This is a genomic window from Trueperaceae bacterium, from assembly GCA_002707365.1.
In the GTDB taxonomy this organism is placed as follows: Bacteria; Deinococcota; Deinococci; order Deinococcales; family Trueperaceae; genus UBA6957.
Window position 1 is genome coordinate 1 of record PAMQ01000013.1, and the last position, 21,204, is coordinate 21,204.

Genomic DNA, 21,204 nt, shown 5'->3' on the forward strand with positions numbered 1-21,204 from the left:
AAGTCCTGGTAGACGAGAACGCCTTTCTCGTCACAAACGTCGTAGAGTTCCTCCCTCTCCACAACACAGTAAACGCGCACCATGTTCATGTTGGCTTCCTTCATGAACTGCACGTCCTGTTCGTACTTCTCACGTGTCATGTTGGCCTGGAATTGCTCACTCAAGTAATTTGGGCCTTTAGCGAAGATTCGTTCACCGTTGATGTAACACTCCCAAGTACCCTCAACTTGATGAAGGTGCCGTAATCCCATCCGGTCACTCATTTCATCTAGGACTCCTTGGTCATCAGAAACAGTAACTGTGATGTCGTAAAGATTCTGCTCACCCATATCCCACGGCCACCATAATTGCGGATCATCAACATCCACATAACAATCAATCTCCGAACGACCAGGCGGCAACAAAAAGTCATTTTCCACAAAATAGGCCTTACCATCGAAATTGTGTGGAGTTAGCGCAACTCTCACTCGCTTTGTTTTGAAGGATCCGCTAGTGTTGAAAATAACGATCCTACTTTGTACCTTAGCGGTACTTGATTCTAAATTTACAAGAGGAGTTGCTTTAAGCCGTTCGAGGTAACCATCTCTACTTGATAAAAGCGCAACGTCATTAGTGATACCCCCAGGGTCCACATTAGGATCATTAGCATCCCAATTCATACCCGGTAGCGCACCTTTGAAAATGTCAAAGCGTTTGGTAGGAGCNCCTGNGTTTTCCACCTTTACTACAAGGAGGTTTTCTCCTTCACGAATCCACTTGGAAACATCGAACGCAAAGTGCTGAAAGAAGCCCTCGTGACTACCGAGGTAGTATCCGTTAAGCCAGGCATCACAAAAGTAATCAACGCCNTTGAAGAGAATCCGNAAGACGTTATTAACTCCATCGGGAGTGTACGAGAAGCGAGTGCGATACCAGGCAATACCATCGTTGTAGTCGTACCCCTCAGTATGCCAATTAGCAGGTACCTGAATGTCTTCCCACAAACCATCATCAAACTCCACGTCGAAAAAGGTTGTCTCGCGAGCCCAGCTTTGAGTGGTTTTTTCCGGTTCCTGGAAGTCTCCGATGTTTTCTGGATCTGTCTTGAACTTCCAACGGCCATTAAGCGGACTGACGTTACGACGATTAAGCACTTACTGCTCCATGGAATAAGGTAATCATTTGAATAGAAAATAATTGTTGGACTTTCGGAAAAACGTAGTCTGACATAGACCGCCTCCACCTCTAATATACCTCTACTTTGGGCGTAGGTATATTTGTTAAACAGGTTAAAGATGCAAAGCTAGGAGATGCACATTCCCATCCGGAATGTACTAAATATGCACGGAGCTGCAAGGCTGAGATGCGAGACGCTACTTATCGGATGATAACCATCAATGTTTGTGATTCTAAATCAAAAAAGTCAATACAGTTATTAACAATAATTTTGTTTCTTGAAGTGATTTAAACAAGTTTAAAGAGTCATGTCGACGCAGAATTTGGGTATTTTTAGCGACGTAACGATGGTGCCGGGAGCGGGACTTGAACCCGCACGCCCTTTGGGGCAACAGATTTTAAGTCTGTCGCGTCTACCGATTCCGCCATCCCGGCACATTACTTAAACAGTCCATCAGTGCTACACAATACTACGGATGCAGTTAAAGCTTAAAGATCCCTATTTTATTATGCAATGGGTTTAATCCCTAGTCGAGGGAAGTCACAGTATTTATGTAGTCTTTGTCCATTTCCTCTGCACTCCAATTCAATTCCTTACCCAATATGTCGCTTACCCGTTTAGCAGCATTTCTAGTCGCTGTGTGATCAAGAACCCCCAAACGCGTACGGCGAGTTAGTGCATCTATACCAGACATAGCTCCTTCAGTTCTTGCCGCGTAAACTATCTCCGCTTCAATGAAAGGTTGATCCTCGGTCAGGCGCTTACTTAAACCGTTGGAGGCTAATTCTGCCACAACATTAGCTTGATCCCCATAAGCACGTGCTAGGTGATCAGCTATGTCTGAATCAAAACCGTGATCTTGAGTTAATTGGTCAGCAATATTTGGCGTAAAATGCTTGGCTCCAAATAACGCTAATTTCTCGGTCTGGGATGGCCTAGGTGCTGTCAATCCCTTTGATTTTATTGCAAAGTTTACGGTGTCAAGAGCCATCTTCCGATAAGTTGTCCATTTTCCACCTGCAACCGTAATCAATCCAGAAGTGCTCACATTAACGATGTGGTCCCTCGACAACTGTGCCGTATCAGACTGCGTTGTGTTTGAAACTAATGGACGGAGTCCTGACCAAGAAGCAGTAATGTCGTCTTCGGAGACAGGTATGGAAAAATACTTCTTCAAATGGTGGAGTAAGTAGGCAATATCATCGGCTGTTGCCTTAGGATCATGAACAATCTCCGCAGGATTATCAGTAGTGCCAACCAAAGTGTGGTTTAACCAAGGTAGTAAAAACAATACCCGGCCATCTTCTGTTTCCGGGATTAGTAGTCCTGTATCTGGTGGTGAGAAAGCTTTTGACAATACAATGTGAGTACCTGAGCTTGTAGATAATATCGGTCTTGCCATTGGGTCATCCATTAATCGGATGCTATCTGAGAAAGGTCCTGTAGCATTTATTATTGCGGATGCTTCAAGTTCCCACTCATTGCCGTTTGTAGTGTCGCGTAGTGCAGCACCAATCAACTGACAATTTTGCTTTAATAGTCCAATTAACTCAACCCTATTGGCTACGGCTGCACCCTGCTGATCCGCTGTTAATATCAAAGATACGTTAAGACGGGCGTCATCAAATTGCCCATCGAAATAGACTACTGCTCCACGAAGTCCTTTCGGCTTAAGCATAGGGAAGCGAACGAGGGCCTCCCGATTGTCGATAAAGCGACTAGGTTTGATGTTGGCTTTACCTGCAAGCCAATCATAGAGCTTCAACCCAGTTAGATAGTAGGGGATGTGTAGCGGATTATACAGGGGCGTCACAATCGGTAGAGGTCGGCAAAGATGAGGGGCTATAGAAAGAAGAATAGCCCTTTCCCTAAGAGCGTCCCGAACTAGACTGAATTGAGTCCGGTCAAAAGTTTTTATGGCTTGCTCTAAGTACCTTACGCCACCGTGAATTAGTTTTGTGCTGCGACTACTAGTTCCAGATCCAAAATCATCTCGTTCGATTAAAGCTACGCGAAGGCCACGGTTTGCCGCATCTACCGCTATACCAGCTCCGACTGCGCCACCACCGATAACTAGACAATCGAAAGGCTCTGAACGAAGACGATTGAGGGCCACTTCTCTGTTCAAAGTATCGTTCCTATAGACCTACCTAAGGCGTTCTGCCAACCTGATAGTAGGGCTTCACGGTCATTGTCCTTCATGATCGGTTCGAATCTCGTACCCTCTAACCATTGGTTAGCAATTTCTTCCTTGCTTTCCCAGAAACCCACAGCTAGGCCAGCTAGATAAGCTGCACCTAGAGCAGTGGTTTCTGTATTAGCTGGCCTAACAACGGGTACTCCTAAGATATCGGCCTGGAATTGCATTAGTAGGTTATTGTTGCAAGCTCCACCATCAACCCGTAACTCTGTTAATGGTATTCCACTGGCTGCTTCCATAGCTTGTACGACATCATGGACTTGGAACGCGATTCCCTCAAGAGCAGCGCGGGCCAAATGAGCCCCTGTACTACCCCTTGTAATTCCAGTAACGGTACCGCGAGCGTGTGGATCCCAATGGGGGGCGCCGAGTCCCACGAAGGCGGGTACAAAATAGATGCCGCCGTTGTCTGATACGGATGATGCTAAATCTTCAACTTCGTTCGAGTTTTGGATGATCCCCAGGCCGTCTCGGAGCCATTGAACAACAGCCCCACCAATAAAAATACTGCCTTCGGTAGCATAATTTAAGCCATTTTGATCCCAAGCTATGGTCGTAAGGAGTCGGTCAGGAGAAGCTATTAATTCTGTTCCGGTGTTGAGTAACAGAAAGCAACCCGTACCGTAAGTATTTTTCCCTTGACCAGGAGCAAAACAAGTTTGTCCAAAAGTGGCTGCATGTTGGTCACCGGCTATGCCGGCTATCGGGACCGAATCCTTAGATAATGAGGTTATTTCCCCGTAAATTTCTGAAGAAGAGCGGACTTCTGGCAGTAGGGATTTGGGGACATTAAAAATTTCTAGAAGGTCATGGTCCCAAGTTAAGGTCTTGATGTTGAATAAAAGTGTTCTACTAGCATTGCTTACGTCCGTTACGTGAACTTCGCCTTGGGTTAATTTATAAACTAACCAACTGTCGACAGTACCAAACGCTAGCTCTCCAGCTTCTGCCCTCGTTCTGGCTCCAGGCACATTATCGAGGAGCCAAGATATTTTGCTAGCTGAAAAGTATGGGTCTAGGACAAGGCCGGTGTTTCGTATGAAGAGATCCTCTAAGCCCTCTCTTGCTAAACGGTCGGTTATGGCGGTTGTTCGTCGGTCTTGCCAGACGATAGCATTGTGGATGGGTTTTCCTGTAGAACGATCCCAAATAATGGTGGTCTCACGTTGATTAGTAAGTCCTATAGCTGCCAAGTCTGAATGTGTTGCCCCAGAAGAGGCTAAGCATTCAGATATAACCTCACGTTGACTGGTCCAAATCTCGGTTGGGTCATGCTCTACCCAACCAGGCTTCGGGTATATTTGAGTTAACTCCCGTTGCGCAAATGATTTAGTCTGGCCCGCATGGTCGAAAAGAAGAGCTCTCGAGCTGGTGGTTCCCTGATCAATTGCTAAAATGAGATCAGGCATTACCAAAACCCTGTGGCGCCCCTTCTTTCAAAAGGTCTTCTAGGCGAAGGTGTGCATAAAGCCTGTCTCCCTGTAGCACTCGCTTTAGTATTATTTGGTCTCTGGGCGTCGGGCGGCTATGATTGCGACGGACGGTTTCAAAACGACCTACTCCTAAATGAAGACTTAACAGTGTAATTATCTCTCCTATGCGGAATTGATGGCGGCTAAAGGCCTTAAGCGTTAATTTGCTGGTGTCCGGGAAGAAATGTAGCGTAACGTTAGATTCAGGTAATAGCGTAGCACCACTATTTCCAGGACAAAGAGAATCATAGAAAGAGAAAAGGCGGGTATCTGATACAGCTTCGGGCTCTATGATNCGCCCGAGGTCTTNTAANATTTCTTTGCCAACTACTTCTTTGGACATTGCTTCGGCACTGGCCTGGAATCCGTCTAAAACAATATGTAGGCCATAGGACATAGGTTCCGGCATGCCTGGTAGCATACCAATCTGTTTGTGTTAAATGCTGAATGGATACGGAAGGGGCATAAACCAATTAATTAAAAGGTAGGTTAGTTCCTTAAAAAAGAGTTCTGTGTTTTAACATATCTTGAGTAGCGCTTTAGTTTTTTCAATACACTAGATCTAGCCTAATTCTTGGCGTTATAGTTCCTCGAGCCGTAAGAAACAAATTGTGTTGAAGTGTAATCAATTATGTTGTTCTCCTGGAGTTTCTTGTCGGGTCAATACGGTTTACTTTATAAATTGAATAAGAAACAAAGCTTCATACCAGGCAGCTATTAAAAGAAATAGAAGGACAATAGGAAATATTACGAACAGCTTTTTTGCCGCAANAGGGTAGGAACGNAAACCTCGGCGAATGATCGTNGCCAATAAAATCCNGCCANCAGCCACTACTAGGAAATANGCTGTTAATTCCAGAAAAACTAGGATCAGTACGAATAGAAGATTAGGCCCAGAAAAGGCTCCCAGTAGGCCAAAAGGAATTCCTTGAATAAAAAATGAGGACGCGCTTAGGACATATGCGGGAATTCCAAACAGCAAAGCAAAGGTACCTGTGAGAGAAGCAGCTACGACAACGAAATTTTGATAAAAGGTCACGGTAGCAGCCCGAACGACGTTACCACTGCCGTAAGCCTCAGTAGCGCCTACTGCTGTTATCGTGGTTTCTATGAGAGTAACCACGGAGTCACGACACTCGCTGGGTAATTGTGACCCAAGAAATGATCCGAGAAAAAACATACTGTAGAGGCCCAATAGGGTTCCTATCACTAAGCGTTTGTGAGATCTTAAGACTCTTAATCCTTCCTCTAACCATTTTCGTAGTATCGATTTCGTTATAGTTAAGTACAGGACAAACAAACTAAAGGCAGAAAAAATGGTTAGAGGAAGGGATCCCTGAAGCCAGCGACGGCCGGTTTGGTTGTCATCAATCCAATAGCCAACTTTGGTCGCCTCCCAAAGCGCTTTTCCCTCGCTTCGCTTCAATGTTACTTGAACAATTTCTAACCGGTTCCGAGGCAGGGTGGCACTATATGTATATTTGAGGACNGTGGGATCACCGGTATTTATGGCTCGGCTGTCATTGAGATTGACTTCTGTTCCCTGTAGGGGAGGTGGGTTCAGGATCACATCAGGTAGTGTTTTGCAAGCAGCCTCTAAGCCCAGATTTTGGTAGTTCTCAAAAGTCGGCCGTTCTAAGTTAAGCCACTTGATAATCGCCTGATCTGCAGTTTCTTGTGGGTCGGTACCGACAACTCGTTGGCTTATACCGATACTACTTATGGACACTATGGAAGCTAGTATTAAGGCTCCCAAAAAAAGGCGTCTTACCTTTGCTTGCATGCTGTTAAGCATACCTGGAACTTAGTCGGTGAGGGTGTGCAAGACATGACTCAAAAGATACAATCTATCGTGGGAATTTGGGGAAGAAGTTTAACTCTTATGCAACGCACTCTTTGGGGAGTGTTTTTGCGGTTTGTAAAGCCGGATGATTCTTTNGCTCAAAAGAATCTAAGCTCTAATGAATACAAACTCTATTCCAGGATGGATCCTCGGGAGCGCCATCATGGTTGTCAAGTAGCAAAGGAGNTCCTTCAGCGTAATCCCCAAAGTTCTGCTGTTTTGATTAGAGCGGCAATACTACATGATGTAGGTAAAAGTTCCCGTCCATTTGTCCTGTGGAGGCGAATATTGGTACACATCATCAAAACGGGAGTATTTCCACCCAAACCAATACTAGGTGGAATTAGAGGGGACATGCAGATGAAGGTAAATCACNCGATTTATGNGTCTGAAATGATCCGTAAATCGGGTGGGTGTGAGAAGGTTGCTCGATTGGTTGAACTCCATCATGATCCACGTNGGGATANAGAGGCTGAGTGGTTGANAAGGGTGGATAATGAAGCCTGAAGAATTACGCTCTTGGCTTTTTGAACGGAAAAATGTTGGGATGAGGCCAGGCTTGACAAGGGTTAGGTCGATGTTGCAGAAATTAGGAAACCCTGAGCGGGAATTTGATTCCATTCTAGTAGCGGGGACTAACGGGAAGGGAAGCGTTACGGCTTCTCTCGATTCATGTTTAATGGCGGGTGGGTACTCTTCAGCTCGTTTTACAAGCCCCCACTTGCAGAGAGTTACAGAACGGTTCGTTATTAATGGCCAGGAAGCGTCATTTGATCACCTGGCTCAGGTTTTGGCTGAGCTGAGGGATGAGGCGGATCGACTTAGAGCAAGTTTTTTTGAAATAACCACGGCTGCTGCCTTCCGGTTGTTCGCAGACGCAAAGGTTGATTTTGGTGTTATAGAAGTCGGACTTGGCGGTCGTCTTGACGCTACCAATGTGGTGGAACCGGTACTAAGCGTTATTACAGAGATTGGTCTTGATCACACAGGAACGCTAGGTGAGACCTTAGCCGAGATTGCAAAGGAGAAAGCAGGGATACTCCGATCTGGCGTACCAGCCGTTACTTCAGCTCGAGGACAGGCGTTACGTGAAATAAAATGTTCTGCAGCCCGGCTTGGTACCCCTCTGTTAACTCTAGACGAAGCTTCTATCAGCCATCAGAACCTTGGTTGGTCAGGATTGAAAATAGGCATAGAGGGATGGGGTAAGACAATTTCAGTACAGTCCCCCGCGGTTGGAACGCATCAGGTTAGGAATCAGGCTTTGGCTATAGCCGCAGGTTGGGCGATTAATTTGCCTAACGAATCTCTCAAGCGGGGGATAAAGAACTCTGTTTGGCAGGGGAGGCTGGAGAGGTTTTTGTATCGAGGTCGTGAAGTCGTTCTTGATGGGGCTCATAATCCGGCTGCAGCTAGAATCGTTAGTCGGGAGCTAACAAAACTACTTCCCGCGGGTTATACGCTCTTACTTGGCATCACTAAAGGTAAGGATGCTTTAGGGGTACTAAAGCCTCTCTGTAAAAATGCCAACCATCTGGTTTTAACCGAGGCAGTTAGTGGCCCCAAAGGTATGCCAGTATCGGAGCTTAAAGCTCTGTGTCCAGAATCTGATTCCGTGATAGATCCTGTGCAAGCTTTAGGAGCAGCCATAGAACAGACTCCTACGGGGGGTGCATTAGTGATAGCGGGAAGCCTTTATCTTGTTGGAGTCCTGCGGGAAATAGTTATGACAGATACCGTTAAATCAAAAAATAGGGTTTAAATCTAAAAAAGTGTAGGTTCGTGTGTCTGGAGCGAGGGTATGTGTTTAATGAGCCCAATTATCCCTAATAGAAGCACACCACAGAAAATGGTAATGGCCACCCTTGAAGTTTCGCCAGCGTAAATTAGTACCAATAACACTATGAGTGGATAGATACCGATAGTTATCGTCGAGGCGAGATTAACGCGGCGAAGCACCAGGATTATGGTAATCAAGGTAATTAAGCCAAATAGGGCAGGAATAGGGTAAAGAGGCAACCCAACTCCTAAAGTTGTAGACAACCCCTTACCGCCTTTTAAGCCAATATAAGGTGACCATCCGTGACCGACTACAGCCGTGGCCCCAGCGACTAGCGGAATGGCTAATAACCACAAATCAGTTGCTCCGTTTAAGGAAGCTAGCTTCATCCCGAGAAAAGTAGCCAGTGAACCTTTTCCGATGTCTGCTAGCAGTACTAATACGCCTTTAACCACCCCAACGTTACGAACGGTGTTCATGGCACCCATATTTCCGGATCCAATCGTAAAAATGGACTTACCATTTAACCTTGCTAAGAGAGCGGCGCTTGGAAATCCCCCTATCAGGTAACCAAAAAGTGCCGAGACTAGTAACGCGAACACTTTACTGGCTCGTCTCGCTAAAAGTAGGGCGATTACTATCAAAAGAGTGGAGGTGTTCAACATGGAAGGAGCAATATTGACGAAATAGCATTTCGTGCTCTTTCCGCTTAGCGAAGGGACGTTGGAGGCTAGAGCGAATCGTACCGACTAAAATTTCTCTTAGGTCGTCTCCTACTATTGTAGGAATTGGGAGGCCAATTTGGCACTTTTCACAGGTGATTCCCCCACCAGAAATATCGAAGAAATGAAGAGGAGGCGCCGTATTGCATCGGGAGCATCTCTGCACTCTCGGTGCTATTCCAGCTGCCTGTAGAAGTCGCCATGAGAAGATTAGTCCAATTTTAGCTGGATCTTCTGACTGGTTGAGTCCACGGAGGCCGCCAGCCAAGTAGTAATAAATCCGTTCCCCGATTTGGATATCTACGGTTAGGGCATCTGCCAGTTCCGCGAGCTGGTGCGCATGAGGATAAATTTCTGGACGGCTTAGGTTAGGTAGAGCACCGTTGAGCTGAACTTGCGTTAAGATCGCAAGGTCATCTTCCCGCCGGCGATAACTCTGGACAATTACATCGTGGAATAGACTTAGCCGACCTAAGTTCCCACCAGGTAGCTTACCTTTCCGAGCAATACCTCGCCATTTTAGGTTCGTGCTCAGAATGGTCGCAATTACATCCCCACTTGGTAAGGGCTTTCTCCTTATAACTATTCCTCCCGAGGTGGTATAGCGTTGTGCCATGGTAGATTATTTCATCCGTTCGTATTGAGAAGTTTGTGTTTGGTTAGGGGTCGTCTGCTCGTAACAATACAACGGGTGAAATGGGTTCTAAATGGGTAGGCTCGCCTTTCCCAATCCGAAGAAAATCTCCTGTCTTTAAAATACGAAAATCACCGTGGGGTAGGTCGATTATGACCTCTCCTTCAATCACTAAAAACCACTGTGGGGTTTGTGGTGTAAAACGTCCCCTTTCACTCACTCGTTGGACCGACAATGTAGTTCCCGGTACCTTTACAGGGAGACCGTCACCTGCACTTGCTAACCCTGAAAGATTCAAGGTATGGCCTATCATAAGTTAAGGACGTTTCTCAGATTGGGCCCTAGCCTTACCGTGAGCCATACGGAGCTTGAACATTCCGCGTTTGTGCATCGCGGCAACCTCTTCCTCGGTAAGTCTGGTGGCAGTGGCTACTGCCTTTAAGTCGATAGCGGCAGAGCCGTTTAAACCCTCGATTCGTGTTACTACATCGGCTACGTTTTTGTCTAGTTCAGCTAAATGCTGCGAAAGATCATCCCAAGTGGCTTTAGGCCGAGAGCTTTTGGGCTTACTGGCTTTAGGACGTTTCTTTTTGGCAGCGGCCCGACTACCCCTGGGTGTAGGTTTTTTTGCTTCCTTTTCAGCTAGCAGGGTAAGTCCCTGTTCAAATGTTACGGTTTCAGGAGTTATCCCTTTGGGCAAGGTGGCGTTTGTGGACGCATGTTTAACATAAGGCCCGTAACGTCCATCCAATACTTGCACGGGTTCTCCAGAATCCGGGTGGTCCCCAAGTATTCGGAGCGGTTTATTCCGGTTTTCTTTTTTGGTTATTAGTGCTATCGCACGATCCAGTGATGTCTCGAATAGATTGTCGCCCTTCGGTAGCGAGGCGTATACCTTTCCATGGCGTACGAATGGCCCGTAGCGACCTATACCAATTTCAATAGGGACTCCCGATTTAGGATGTAGACCAATATCTTTTGGCAAGTTAATGAGTTCAACGGCCAAAGATTCCGTGACATCCTGTCGGCTTAACCCAGGAGGTAGGGATACGCGCTTCGGTTTTTTCTTTGTATCCTTTTCGCCTAGTTCTAGGTAGGGTCCATATGGTCCGGAACGAAGGGTTATAGGAAGGCCTGTGTTAGGGTCTTCGCCAATAGCCTCATCGCCATCTTGGCCGTTACGTAGAAGTTTTTCTATACTTTCCTGGGTTAGGTCAGCGGGCGATAAATCATTTGGCAGAGAAGCGGTAACAATTTCGTTATTTATGCTACCTTCTACATAAGGACCATAACGACCAACTCGGACCCGATAGGGTCCCCATTTTTCAGCTTGGATAGTTGAGATAGAACGTGCGTCAATTGTTGTAAGACCCTCCTCAACACGAGCTTCTATACCATCTTCACCCAGGAAAAATGACTTTAGATAAGGAGTGGAATTAAGTTTGCCAGATGCAATATCGTCGAGAGCTGATTCCATTGTAGCCGTGAATTCTGTATCAACAAGATGAGAGAATTGATCTTCAAGGAGACTGTTGGTTGCGAAGGCCGTAAAAGTTGGCACCAGCTGACTTCCAGACTTCCTTGCATATCCACGTTGCATGACGGTTTCAATTATGCTGGCATAGGTGCTCGGTCGCCCAATCCCTTCCAACTCAAGAAGCTTTACAAGAGAGGCCTCAGTATATCGAGCGGGTGGTTTTGTTTCGTGTCCGATAACCCCAACACCATTACAAGCCAATTCATCCCCAGCAAATAATTCTGGTAAGGGTTGTTCTCTGTCCTCTAGAACGGCTTCGGGATCGTCTGAACCTTCAACGTAGGCCCGGAAGAAGCCTGGGAAAAGGGTAGTTCGGCCAGTTGCGCGGAAGAGGGCGACTTCGCCATCTCCTAACACTTCTATTCTCGCAGTGACAAACTTTAAACGAGCGTCAGTCATCTGTGTGGCTACGGTACGCTTCCAAATAAGATCGTATAAAGCTCCTTCTGAACCGGATAGTCCGAGACTGTCCTTTGTTTTCATTGCATTTCCGGCTGGCCTGATAGCCTCATGAGCTTCCTGGGCGTTCCTAGATTTGTTGGCGAATTGCCTTGGCGAAGGACTTAAGAATTCGTCGCCGTAAAGGTCCTTCACTGCTGTACGGGCCGATTCTAGGGCCTCTTGCGAGAGTAAGGTTGAATCAGTCCGCATATAGGTAATGAGGCCTTTCTCGTACAGTCCCTGGGCGACGCGCATAGTGTTTCGAGCAGAAAGGTTCAGTTTTCTGCTGGCTTCCTGTTGGAGGGTAGAAGTGATGAACGGCGGAGATGGGGATCTAGAAGAGATCCTTTCGTCTATTTCCTTTACGGACCAACGGTTCCGAGAGGCTGCTTCGGCTATAGTGGATGCTTTTTGTTCTTTTAGTAATAGAACGTCATTTCCAGCTTTGAGATGAGATTTCAATAGACCAGTATCTGGATCGAAGTCGCGTCCAGTTACGAGCCGGGTGTCTCCCAAGTGTGTAAGGGTTGCCTCAAAGGTAGTCTGGGCCTTTCCGAGGTTCGCTTTTAGATTCCAATATGCAGCAGGAACAAACTTCAATCGTTCTTTTTCACGGAGCACCATTAAACGAACAGCGACACTTTGGACTCGTCCTGCGCTTAGGCGGGGAGCGATCTTTTTCCAAAGAAGCGGAGAAATAGTGTAGCCAACAAGCCGGTCAAGAACTCTCCGAGTTTCTTGCGCCTCAACTAGGTCTTGGTTAATGGCACGAGTGTTTTCTAAAGCTTGAAGTATTGCTTTCTCGGTTATTTCGTGGAAGACCATTCTGCGTACCGGAATTTTTGGCTTTAATAGCTCTAGAAGATGCCAACCAATAGATTCGCCTTCTCGATCCTCATCCGTAGCTATATAAAGCTCATCGGCTTTTTTGAGGGCAGCCTTGAGATTCGTTACTACTGATTTTTTCCCGTTGCTCACAACATATATGGGCTGGAAATTGTTTCCTATATTTACGCCCAATCGCGACCATGTTTCTTTTTTGACCGCGGTTGGAATTTCTGCGGCGGAGGCTGGTAGGTCACGCACGTGACCCATGCTGGCTTCGACTTCGAAATTTTCCGGGAGGAAACGACTAATCGTTCTAGCCTTAGTTGGGGATTCGACTATCACAAGACTTCTGGTTTTAAGTTTGCCCATAATCATCGATCCCTTCTGAGAGTATCATCGCCAAAATATTATGCGGCGTTTTCGTTATTGTCAACTATTGTGCTACACGAATAACAAAAAAGCTATTGGAAAATTATAGCGGACTCCTGTGGGTAATGGCTCTTCCAAGGGTAACTTCATCTGCGTATTCGAGGTCACCACCGACCGGTAAGCCATAAGCTATTCGGGAGAGAGATACTCCTTTAGCTGAAAAGAGCTTTCCCAGGTACATTGCGGTTGCTTCCCCTTCCACTGTGGTTGAAGTGGCCAATATGACTTCGGAAACCTCGGTAAGCCGTTCGTCCAATTCTCGAATAGTTAGTTGATCCGGGCCTACACCATTCATGGGGCTTAAAGCACCATGGAGTACATGATATATCCCACTGTATTCTCCACTTCGTTCAATAGCTAGTAGGTCAGCAGGTTGTTCAACTACGCAAAGCGTCGCACGGTCACGACTTGGTTCATTGCAAACTGTGCAAATAGTTTCTTCGGTCGATTTGACATTGAAACAAGCAGGGCATTTGCTTAGGCCGGAGGCAGCGTCTTCAATGGATTGTGCTAACCGCAAAACTTCTTCTTCTTCCTTGTTGAAAATATGGAAGGCCAGTCGTTGGGCGCTTTTTGGGCCTATACCTGGAAGGCGCCCCAGCTCTCTTATCAGGTTGAGTAAGGCAGGAGGATATTTCATTAAAGCAGCACTTTAAAAAAGGCCTGGCAGTCCACCTAGACCCCCCATAGCTGAGCCCATTTCTTGTTCTTGGAGCTCCTTAGACTTTCTTTGAGCATCACTTATGGCCGCTACTAACAAATCCTCAAGCAGTTCTAAATCATTGGTATCAACAGCACTAGGATCAATGTTTATCCCGGTAATATTTCCGTCCCCTGTAGCCTTGACGATAACTAGTCCACCTCCCGAAGAGCCTTCAGTCGTAAGATTAGAAAGTCGCTTCTGTACTTCAGCTACGCGTTCCTGTGCTTTCTGCGCTTCTTTCATAAGTTTTTGGATATTCATAATCGCCTCGAAACATATTCTACATTAGACTCCGGTCAAGTTAAGGCCTAAGGTTTCTTAGTCATATTTTCAACAAGGCCTTAGTTTAGTCTTAATTAGAATTATCTAGATTCGTTGAGTGTTGAGCGGATTCGGGGTCTGATGTTTGTTTACCCGGTTTCAGCCCAAGAAATTTTCCAGGAAATATTGCCTGAAGATTTTTGACGTATTCCCGCAACCCTTCGGTTAGGGGTAGGCCTCTAGATTCGTCCAAAGGACCTTTTAGGCGGTGCGCGTTTAGGGGGGGCGATTCAGCGATTTCAGTATCTATAGAATCACGGGAATCTGTTTTGGGCAAGCTATCAAAATGATTTTCTTGGAGAGTAGAGTCCTTAACATCGGAATCAGGACAGGCGTCTTCGGGTGCATTTACTAGGTCTACTTGCCTCGGGCTCGTAGATTGTGTCTTGCCACTTAGTAAAACGGGTGAAGTTTGAGCCCGGTTATTAGCCGGGCTCAAACTTTTTTTAAGATCTTTTCAGGCCCTGAGAGAGTGATGGAATATTCAGGTCCTGCTACTGAATGCACGAGTTGTTCTAATTCCCCAACCCTCTCAGTTATCCGATCATAATGGAAACGATGAGTCTCGGAGTAAAAGAGGGTAATGTTTTTGCTGGTTACCTCCGCTTTGGCTGGAATTAAAAACGCTTTTAACTGGGCTGCTGCCTCACCCTTTACCTTTTCCCAAATCCTTGCGGGAGAATTCGTGTTTTCTGTTTGAGAAAGAGGAGGTATGGTCGGGACCGGACTATTGTTAGATAAAGCGTGGTGGACTTCAGCAGCTGGGTCCACTGACTCCGGTAGGTTACTCTCAGAGGAAGATACTTGGGATAGCCCAGTGGCGGAATCAGTTAAAGGTAGCGGAGTGTTGCCCGTTAAGGCGTTAGCTGCTTTTATGAGGGCAACTTCGCAGGAGTACATGTCTTCGCTCTGCGTAAAACGGTAGTCCTCGTCGTCTAAAGCGTGAAGTAATCGTAGAAGGTCGTTAGGTGGGGTCGATAAAGAAAAGCCTTTCTCTCCCCAAGCCGAGTGGATAGCTTCTCTAATTATCTTGCCTAGGTTATGGCAAATGGTACGGGGTGAGTAACCATCACGATAAAGAAGGTCGGCCGTGACCATGGCTTTTTTGAGGTCGCCGTTAGTTATGTGGCTAGCGAGAGTCTCTAATAAATCGCGAGGTGGTAGGCCAAGTGCTTGTTCGGCAACTTCAATAGATATTTGTTTTCCCATCGCCAGCAACCGCTCTAACAAACTCTCAGCATCTCGCATAGCCCCATCGGCAGATCGGGATACGAGGTTAAGAGCCTGTTCCGAGGCTTGGATACCGGCCTCTGCGCAAAGACGGACAAGCTTAGACGTGATCTCAGGTTCGGACAACCGCCGAAAACGGAAATGTTGACAGCGGGAAACTATGGTCGCTGGTAACTTCTCTGGCTCTGTTGTCGCGAGTATGAACATTAGTCCAGGAGGAGGTTCTTCTAAAGTCTTCAGGAGAGCATTAGCAGCGGCCTTGCTAAGCATATGGGCTTCATCTAAAATCCATACTCTCGTGTGACCTAAAAGGGGAGTGAGGCCAATTTTTTCACGCAAATCACGTACGTCTTCTACGGAGTTATTGCTAGCTGCATCAAGCTCAGTTACATCCGGGTGGTTACCTGACTGAACTGAGAGGCAGCCGTCGCAGGTTCCACAAGGACCCTTTGTTTTGATTGAAGTCCCACAATTTGCTGCCATTGCGAGTAGTCTAGCTGTGGTAGTTTTGCCGACACCTCGTGGTCCGGAGAAAAGATAAGCGTGGCCAAGTCGACCCTTTTCAGTTGCGGCAGCCAAAACATCCCTGACATGATCTTGGCCAATCAATTGATTAAAGTTGGCAGGTCTCGCGTGTTGGTAGATGGCTACCATTGAGGCCATGCTACCACCAGACAACCGTTTCTACTCTGATAAACTTATCCTATGTGGTCTATACGCCCGAAATTAGGGGTTGCCCTTGGCGGTGGGACTGCCCGGGGGTTCGCGCACGTTGGAGCTCTTAAGGCACTCGAGGAGCGTGGATTTTTTCCTGATGCAATTGCGGGGAGTAGTTTCGGAGCAGTTATTGCAGCCTTATACGCTCTCGGGATGAACGGTGTAGCTTTAGAGCACCTAGTTAGACAACAGAATAATCTTGAAATTTGGGCCCAAGGTATTGATTTTGGTCTGCATCGTGGAGCTCTGATTAACGGTACAAAGTTGTCCGCATGGTTGGATCGAAAATTTTTTTCTGGAGCAAAATTCGAAGATACGGAGATTCCTTTGGCGGTAGGTTGTACTGATATAGAATCCGGTGAATTAGTTGTCATAAATGAGGGTTCAATTGCTGAGGCTATCCGGGCTAGTTGTGCCTTGCCACTTTTTTTCTCAGCGGTTTGTTGGAAGAACCATTTTCTTACCGATGGTGGGTTTGTGGAGCCAGTTCCCTATCGCGCCCTTGCTCTACTCAAGCCAGAAAAGATGGTTGGGATCCACGTAGGAGTTAATACCGAGCTTTCTAATGTTGTCCGAATAGTGTCGCAATTAAGTCAGTCTAAATTCGGTCAAGCTTTTCATCGGGTTGTAAGAGCTTTACCTATTCAGTGGCCTTTGAGTCAACAACTTAAGGGAGCTTCAGTCGCTGCTCGATCGTTTTCAAACAAGATCGACGCGCCTCCCGGAGTTCATTTAGTGAGCGTGGACCCTCCAATCTCGTGGTTGCAATTTCATCGCTCTCCTCTGGCCATAGAAGCGGGAGAAGCAGCAGTTTTTGAAAATACGCCTGACCTGGCTCGTAAAAAAACTCTGCAACAAGCATGATGTTTTATTTGTTATCTGGACTCGAGGATAAAAAGTGGTGGCAGAGGCTGGTCGATCTCGAAAGGGCGATTGAACGTGGGCAAATACAAGAAGCCCACGGAGCGTATCGGGATGTTTTCCGGTGCCTTGTTGAACGTGGTTGCTGTGACCTTACCCAAATCGCAGCAGAAGATTTGCTGGGATGTAATTCAGATGGCGGTAGGGATTTAGGTTCTGGCGCCCTTCTTACTGATTCCTTAAATTGCGCACTTTCTTTAGATATTGAATGTTTAATTTCCGCTATTAATCGAGACTGGGAAGAACTTCTAGCAGCGATTACCGATCGACCGATACCAAGTTTGCAGGGAGTAGGCTCAGGCACAATGTCCCCAGAGGTTGGTCAATTATCCGCCTGCATAAAGGAAGCTGATTCTATCGGGGTTATACGATTACTTGAAAGTATTTATAGAAAAATTGGTTTAGGTAGATTTGCTCAGCACCATGCGTTTGTATGGCAGCAGGACTTCATCGCTCTTCCTCGGGTAGAAACTGATGATTCAAACATCCTCTTTGATGTAGATGACCAGTTAGATAGATTAGTAAGCAATACGGAGGCCCTGTTAACTGGCAGCTTTTCTCAAGATGTCCTCCTTTACGGGCCAAGGGGAACGGGTAAATCAACAGCCATCCGTGGCCTGTTAAAGCAGTTTGCTGGACAGGGACTACGGATGGTAGAAGTCCGTCGAGAACATCTAAACGATTTGACAAGCATCCTCTCTCAACTAGCCCATCATCCTCAAAGATTTGTAGTATTCCTAGATGATTTAAGTTTTGAGAAAGGCGAAGTAGGATATAGAAACCTGAAGAGTCTCATCGAGGGTGGTTTGGAAAGGCGCCCAATTAACGTCAGGTTTTATGCAACTAGTAACCGCCGCCATTTAATTAGAGAGAACTTTACTGATCGTCCTGATCCCCTTGATGATGATGTCAACCGTTGGGACAGCCACAATGAAAACCTGTCATTAGCAGATAGGTTTGGTTTGACCATTACTTTTCCTAATCAAACACAACACAGTTATGTTCGCATAGTAGAACAACTTGCAGCACAAGAGGGCGTGTTAGAACCGCATCTTACTAAGAAGGCCATCAGGTACGCAGATTGGGGTAACGGTTATTCAGGCAGGACAGCACGCCAATTTATCGATAGCTTGAAAATCCATCTAAATGATTAAATAGAGTAACTGTGAGACTTGTGTCCTTGTCCCTGGGCTTACTAATCAAAAAATATCTAACCCAGCTATTGTTACGGCAAGTTGATACATTTGTCCCCGTGATATTGGGTTTGAGAGATGAAGGTCAAAAATCATAAGGTTCAAATCTGGCAGTGGTTTTTCGGTTGATTGCAACGGACACGAAGTGGCTATACATGCGGCTAACTGTGTTATCTCAAGTGCTAGTTTTGGGGTTAAGGATCTCTCGGAGGTTCCGTAAAGATTAAGTAGATCCCGTCCTAAGAGTGAGTTGTTGAGAAAGCGTGTCCCTATATTGCTCAGAAGATAAAGATAGTTTAGCGCTGACATAGGCTCGTCAAGGTTAGGGTCGTTATCATAACCACCGACTGCTAGGCCACGACTCAGGAGAAGACGATATGCTTGATAATTTGGGTGTGACCTAGGCCCCAAAGGGCTTTTGTCATGAAGGGGGGGAAGTACTGCTCCACGGGTCAGAAGCTCGCTACGGATTTCCTGTTGAGCTACAATGTTTTTTAGGATCATGTGCGGAGTAAGATTTTCCGACGAAGCTTTAGAGGCTGCTAGTCCGACAGCTTCTCCTAGGGCCATTCCAAAGGGTACAACCCGAGCACTTGAAGCTGCGATAGGATCGAAGCCGACTGATTTCCCTACGACCCAAATTCCATCGAGATTATTCGGAACGGTCACGCATAAGCGAGCACCATATATTTCAGGTGTACCAAAAACGAAACCCGAATCGAATTGAGATAGGGGTTGGACGTCGAGAGGGTAGCCACCTGTGACTACATCAAAAGGAGTCACGCGATTGTCTATTATGTCGTTTATCGTTAATTTACACATTGCCTCAAGGTGTCTCGTGTCCCTTAGGTAGAGTCGGTCAGCAACTCCAGCTAGTTGCGCTTTTTGGAAACCCGGAATACCTCGGCTTAGATATCGGACTACTCGACCAGCTTCTGTCGAAGCACGGTTTCGGCCAGTACGCAAACTATCAGGCGAAAATGGGTCAAGACCATGTATCAATAGTGCGTTTACTAAGATCGATCCGTCGTGTTGGCGCCCAAGATTGAGGCCTCGGAGACGTAAGTTTGGGTCTAAGGATTCGTATTCAGCAGGGTACCCCCCAAAGTGGCCCCAGGCTGCATTGGCGTCGCTATTAGCATAGTTCGGACCGCGTAACCTTATTTCTTGGGTAAGTTCCTCCCAATCTACATCTATAATTCGGAAAACAAGTGTGTCTGCCATTCGGGCGTTCAATCCTACAGAATTAAAACCCAGAGTGTAATTAGCTCCAGCCGCAGCAGCTAAAGACATTTCGCTAGTTCCGTCTATCACTTGATTAGCAAGGTAAAGGTCTGAGTCGACCCAAACCCCGAGTACCCGCTGATCACGATCTATCTCAAGTCGCATTGGGCCAGAATCAAGTTTGACATCAACGGCAGCTTGTTCTAACAAGACTCGAAAGGCCTGTTCTGCTTCCGAAACGTCAAATGACGAGGAGCCACCAACCAAATCCCACCACCTTTTGAATAGACCCCCTTGGTAATTATAGGGTTGGGTTCGTAGATCAAGCATGTTGAGCATTCCTTCTACAAACAGTCCCCCTAGTCGATTATCGCTACTTATCAATAAAGTCTTAGCGCCACTTTCAGCCGCAGATATTGCAGCAACGATTGCCTCAGGTTCGCTACCCAGAACAATAACGGAATAACTTGTGTTTTTGGCCCAAACAAACATGATGAGGAAAACCGTTACTGTCGCAATGAATAATCTACCGAATTTCACAAATCACCTCTACAAAAAGTCGGTTGAAAGCGAACATGAGCATGTCACTCCTAGCGCTAAGCTGCCGGACCCTAACTAACTAAAATATCCTGTTCTGTTAAACGGAAAAGTGAAAAAATGAGGTTATCGTGAAAATCACACATGATTGGTGAACGTTCCTAAGGTTTTTTAGAATGGGCTTCTTCCGACAGGGAGGTGATAGCATATGTTCAATCGGAGGAAATCCTTATGCGCCTGGCTCTTTTACCCAAAGCCCTTTCCCTTGTGGGACTGCTTCTACTGGGTGCCGCGTGCCAACGTAATGTAGCGCCATCGTTACACGAAATCCAGCTGTTTGGCGATAGGAATACGAGTCTTTCATTCGTATATGGAGAGCCAACCACGCTAAAAATACACGGACAAAAATATGACATCACTGATGGTAATAGCGAAGACCCCCTTTGGGTGTTTGGTGCTTCCCTTATTGATGCAAAACCGTTTTTGCAGAAAAATATTGAACAGATTGAGGCTCCTGCCAGTGTACAGCGCATCCCTTTGACTACGGATCTACATATAGATGTTGTCGGTTTAGTCGAAGAAATAGTCTATTTTGATGGAGAGAGATGGTTTACGCTTGCAACAGAGCCAGCTTTTGGCGTTTCAAAGCGAGTTATACCAGTACCGAGGTTAGGCAGGATGAGGAATTTAGGGCAACTTACTTCGCAAGAAGCAGATGTGTTAGCCGACACTTTCGAGGAATCTGGCCAACCATTTGTTTTATACCTTATCCCAGAAAGCACCCTTGAGCGTAAGGTAATAGGTGGCCTCAAAGAGCATCTAGTTACGGGGTTGTTTTTTGATGCGGACCTTAGAGTGAATAACGCTTCATTCGAGAGGGCTGCGCAGGTAGTTCAATGGGAAATACTTGCTTCAGGATCTAATTCAGGTGGTGTTGCGGAGGAGACCTATTTTCTTGCGTCTGATCAAACGGAATTGCTTGAAATTTGGTCGAGAGGCTATGCGGATAGGTTAACTCTCCCGGAGGTGCCTGAAGTTAACTTTGATCGGGAGGTTGTTGTTGGGGTGTTCCTTGGGGAACGGCCGACTAGTGGGTATGCAGTCAGCGTAGAGGGAATAGAAATAGATGGTAACGACCTGTTCGTAGATGTTTTTAAAACGGTGCCCGATGAAGGTATTACTGTTTCTCAGGTAATTACTAGCCCGTGGTTGATCATTAGGGTGCTTCGTCGCGACGTCAATGTTTCTTGGTTTCGGGATGCAGAAACAGGTGCGCTTATAGGCGTTTCGCAGTCTTTGCGATGAATTAGTTGCAA

Annotated in this window: 19 protein-coding genes and 1 tRNA gene; 5 read left to right on the plus strand and 15 right to left on the minus strand. The window is 46.4% G+C overall.

Going from position 1 to position 21,204, the window contains the following annotated elements; all coding sequences use genetic code 11:
• The 6 genes from CMO31_05735 to CMO31_05760 form a co-directional block, all read right to left on the minus strand.
• Positions 1-1,133, minus strand: a 1,133-nt coding sequence (locus tag CMO31_05735; GenBank protein MAZ53499.1) for a hypothetical protein, incomplete at its 3' end; no start/stop codon positions are given.
• A 370-nt stretch (positions 1,134-1,503) separates the two neighbouring features.
• Positions 1,504-1,590 (minus strand) — tRNA-Leu (locus CMO31_05740).
• A gap of 92 nt (positions 1,591-1,682) precedes the next feature.
• On the minus strand, positions 1,683-3,284 hold the full coding sequence (locus CMO31_05745) for a glycerol-3-phosphate dehydrogenase (protein ID MAZ53500.1): 1,602 nt from the start codon (positions 3,282-3,284) through the stop codon (positions 1,683-1,685).
• On the minus strand, positions 3,281-4,765 hold the full coding sequence (gene glpK, locus CMO31_05750; protein MAZ53501.1) for a glycerol kinase: 1,485 nt from the start codon (positions 4,763-4,765) through the stop codon (positions 3,281-3,283). Before glpK ends, CMO31_05745 begins: the two co-directional genes overlap by 4 nt.
• Entirely contained in the window at positions 4,758-5,237 is a 480-nt protein-coding gene (locus CMO31_05755; protein MAZ53502.1) for a hypothetical protein, read from the minus strand. Before CMO31_05755 ends, glpK begins: the two co-directional genes overlap by 8 nt.
• A gap of 261 nt (positions 5,238-5,498) precedes the next feature.
• Positions 5,499-6,611, minus strand: coding sequence for a hypothetical protein (locus CMO31_05760; protein MAZ53503.1), 1,113 nt, complete (start codon positions 6,609-6,611; stop codon positions 5,499-5,501).
• Between CMO31_05760 and CMO31_05765 the strand changes: the two genes are divergently transcribed.
• Together CMO31_05765 and CMO31_05770 are read left to right on the plus strand one after the other, a co-directional pair.
• Complete coding sequence (locus tag CMO31_05765; protein MAZ53504.1) at positions 6,606-7,178, plus strand: hypothetical protein; 573 nt, start codon at positions 6,606-6,608, stop codon at positions 7,176-7,178. The two genes, CMO31_05760 and CMO31_05765, sit on opposite strands and share 6 nt — an antisense overlap.
• Positions 7,168-8,433 (plus strand): bifunctional folylpolyglutamate synthase/dihydrofolate synthase, encoded by a 1,266-nt coding sequence (locus CMO31_05770; protein ID MAZ53505.1) that lies wholly within the window; start codon positions 7,168-7,170, stop codon positions 8,431-8,433. The genes CMO31_05765 and CMO31_05770 overlap by 11 nt, the downstream gene beginning before the upstream one ends.
• 2 nt (positions 8,434-8,435) lie before the next feature.
• Here CMO31_05770 and CMO31_05775 read toward each other — a convergent pair whose 3' ends face one another.
• The 8 genes from CMO31_05775 to dnaX all read right to left on the minus strand — a co-directional run bounded on the left by CMO31_05775 (position 8,436) and on the right by dnaX (position 15,950).
• Entirely contained in the window at positions 8,436-9,116 is a 681-nt protein-coding gene (locus CMO31_05775) for a hypothetical protein (GenBank protein MAZ53506.1), read from the minus strand.
• A complete protein-coding gene (recO, locus tag CMO31_05780) occupies positions 9,055-9,789 on the minus strand; it encodes a DNA repair protein RecO (GenBank protein ID MAZ53507.1) in 735 nt (244 codons plus the stop codon). Before recO ends, CMO31_05775 begins: the two co-directional genes overlap by 62 nt.
• A 43-nt stretch (positions 9,790-9,832) precedes the next feature.
• Positions 9,833-10,120, minus strand: coding sequence for a hypothetical protein (locus tag CMO31_05785; protein MAZ53508.1), 288 nt, complete (start codon positions 10,118-10,120; stop codon positions 9,833-9,835).
• Positions 10,121-10,123: 3 nt separating this feature from the next.
• On the minus strand, positions 10,124-12,982 hold the full coding sequence (locus tag CMO31_05790; GenBank protein MAZ53509.1) for a DNA topoisomerase I: 2,859 nt from the start codon (positions 12,980-12,982) through the stop codon (positions 10,124-10,126).
• Positions 12,983-13,085: 103 nt separating this feature from the next.
• Entirely contained in the window at positions 13,086-13,682 is a 597-nt protein-coding gene (locus CMO31_05795; protein ID MAZ53510.1) for a recombination protein RecR, read from the minus strand.
• Positions 13,683-13,694: 12 nt separating this feature from the next.
• Positions 13,695-14,006: a YbaB/EbfC family nucleoid-associated protein gene (locus CMO31_05800; GenBank protein ID MAZ53511.1), complete on the minus strand. Its 312-nt coding sequence runs from the start codon at positions 14,004-14,006 to the stop codon at positions 13,695-13,697.
• Positions 14,007-14,097: 91 nt separating this feature from the next.
• Positions 14,098-14,505, minus strand: a complete 408-nt coding sequence (locus CMO31_05805) for a hypothetical protein (protein MAZ53512.1) — start codon at positions 14,503-14,505, stop codon at positions 14,098-14,100.
• Positions 14,502-15,950: a DNA polymerase III, subunit gamma and tau gene (gene dnaX / locus CMO31_05810; protein MAZ53513.1), complete on the minus strand. Its 1,449-nt coding sequence runs from the start codon at positions 15,948-15,950 to the stop codon at positions 14,502-14,504. Before dnaX ends, CMO31_05805 begins: the two co-directional genes overlap by 4 nt.
• A 51-nt stretch (positions 15,951-16,001) precedes the next feature.
• Between dnaX and CMO31_05815 the strand changes: the two genes are divergently transcribed.
• On the plus strand, positions 16,002-16,877 hold the full coding sequence (locus CMO31_05815; GenBank protein MAZ53514.1) for a hypothetical protein: 876 nt from the start codon (positions 16,002-16,004) through the stop codon (positions 16,875-16,877).
• Positions 16,874-18,088 (plus strand): AAA+ family ATPase, encoded by a 1,215-nt coding sequence (locus tag CMO31_05820; protein ID MAZ53515.1) that lies wholly within the window; start codon positions 16,874-16,876, stop codon positions 18,086-18,088. Before CMO31_05815 ends, CMO31_05820 begins: the two co-directional genes overlap by 4 nt.
• Positions 18,089-18,133: 45 nt before the next feature.
• On the opposite strand, the gene CMO31_05825 is transcribed toward CMO31_05820, so the two are convergent.
• Positions 18,134-19,891: a hypothetical protein gene (locus tag CMO31_05825; GenBank protein ID MAZ53516.1), complete on the minus strand. Its 1,758-nt coding sequence runs from the start codon at positions 19,889-19,891 to the stop codon at positions 18,134-18,136.
• A gap of 228 nt (positions 19,892-20,119) precedes the next feature.
• Between CMO31_05825 and CMO31_05830 the strand changes: the two genes are divergently transcribed.
• Positions 20,120-21,193 carry a hypothetical protein gene (locus CMO31_05830; GenBank protein ID MAZ53517.1) on the plus strand — a complete coding sequence of 358 codons (1,074 nt, stop codon included), beginning with the start codon at positions 20,120-20,122 and terminating at the stop codon, positions 21,191-21,193.
• The last annotated feature ends 11 nt before the right edge of the window (positions 21,194-21,204 follow it).

What these genes read in the sequence shown, in the direction of transcription:
- glpK (MAZ53501.1), bottom strand. Translation starts at nt 4,765, where the DNA reads ATGCCTGATCTCATTTTAGCAATTGATCAGGGAACCACCAGCTCGAGA.
- CMO31_05770 (MAZ53505.1), top strand. Translation starts at nt 7,168, where the DNA reads ATGAAGCCTGAAGAATTACGCTCTTGGCTTTTTGAACGGAAAAATGTT.
- CMO31_05775 (MAZ53506.1), bottom strand. Translation starts at nt 9,116, where the DNA reads ATGTTGAACACCTCCACTCTTTTGATAGTAATCGCCCTACTTTTAGCG.
- recO (MAZ53507.1), bottom strand. Translation starts at nt 9,789, where the DNA reads ATGGCACAACGCTATACCACCTCGGGAGGAATAGTTATAAGGAGAAAG.
- CMO31_05785 (MAZ53508.1), bottom strand. Translation starts at nt 10,120, where the DNA reads ATGATAGGCCATACCTTGAATCTTTCAGGGTTAGCAAGTGCAGGTGAC.
- CMO31_05790 (MAZ53509.1), bottom strand. Translation starts at nt 12,982, where the DNA reads ATGGGCAAACTTAAAACCAGAAGTCTTGTGATAGTCGAATCCCCAACT.
- CMO31_05795 (MAZ53510.1), bottom strand. Translation starts at nt 13,682, where the DNA reads ATGAAATATCCTCCTGCCTTACTCAACCTGATAAGAGAGCTGGGGCGC.
- CMO31_05800 (MAZ53511.1), bottom strand. Translation starts at nt 14,006, where the DNA reads ATGAATATCCAAAAACTTATGAAAGAAGCGCAGAAAGCACAGGAACGC.
- dnaX (MAZ53513.1), bottom strand. Translation starts at nt 15,950, where the DNA reads ATGGTAGCCATCTACCAACACGCGAGACCTGCCAACTTTAATCAATTG.
- CMO31_05815 (MAZ53514.1), top strand. Translation starts at nt 16,002, where the DNA reads ATGTGGTCTATACGCCCGAAATTAGGGGTTGCCCTTGGCGGTGGGACT.
- CMO31_05820 (MAZ53515.1), top strand. Translation starts at nt 16,874, where the DNA reads ATGATGTTTTATTTGTTATCTGGACTCGAGGATAAAAAGTGGTGGCAG.
- CMO31_05830 (MAZ53517.1), top strand. Translation starts at nt 20,120, where the DNA reads ATGCGCCTGGCTCTTTTACCCAAAGCCCTTTCCCTTGTGGGACTGCTT.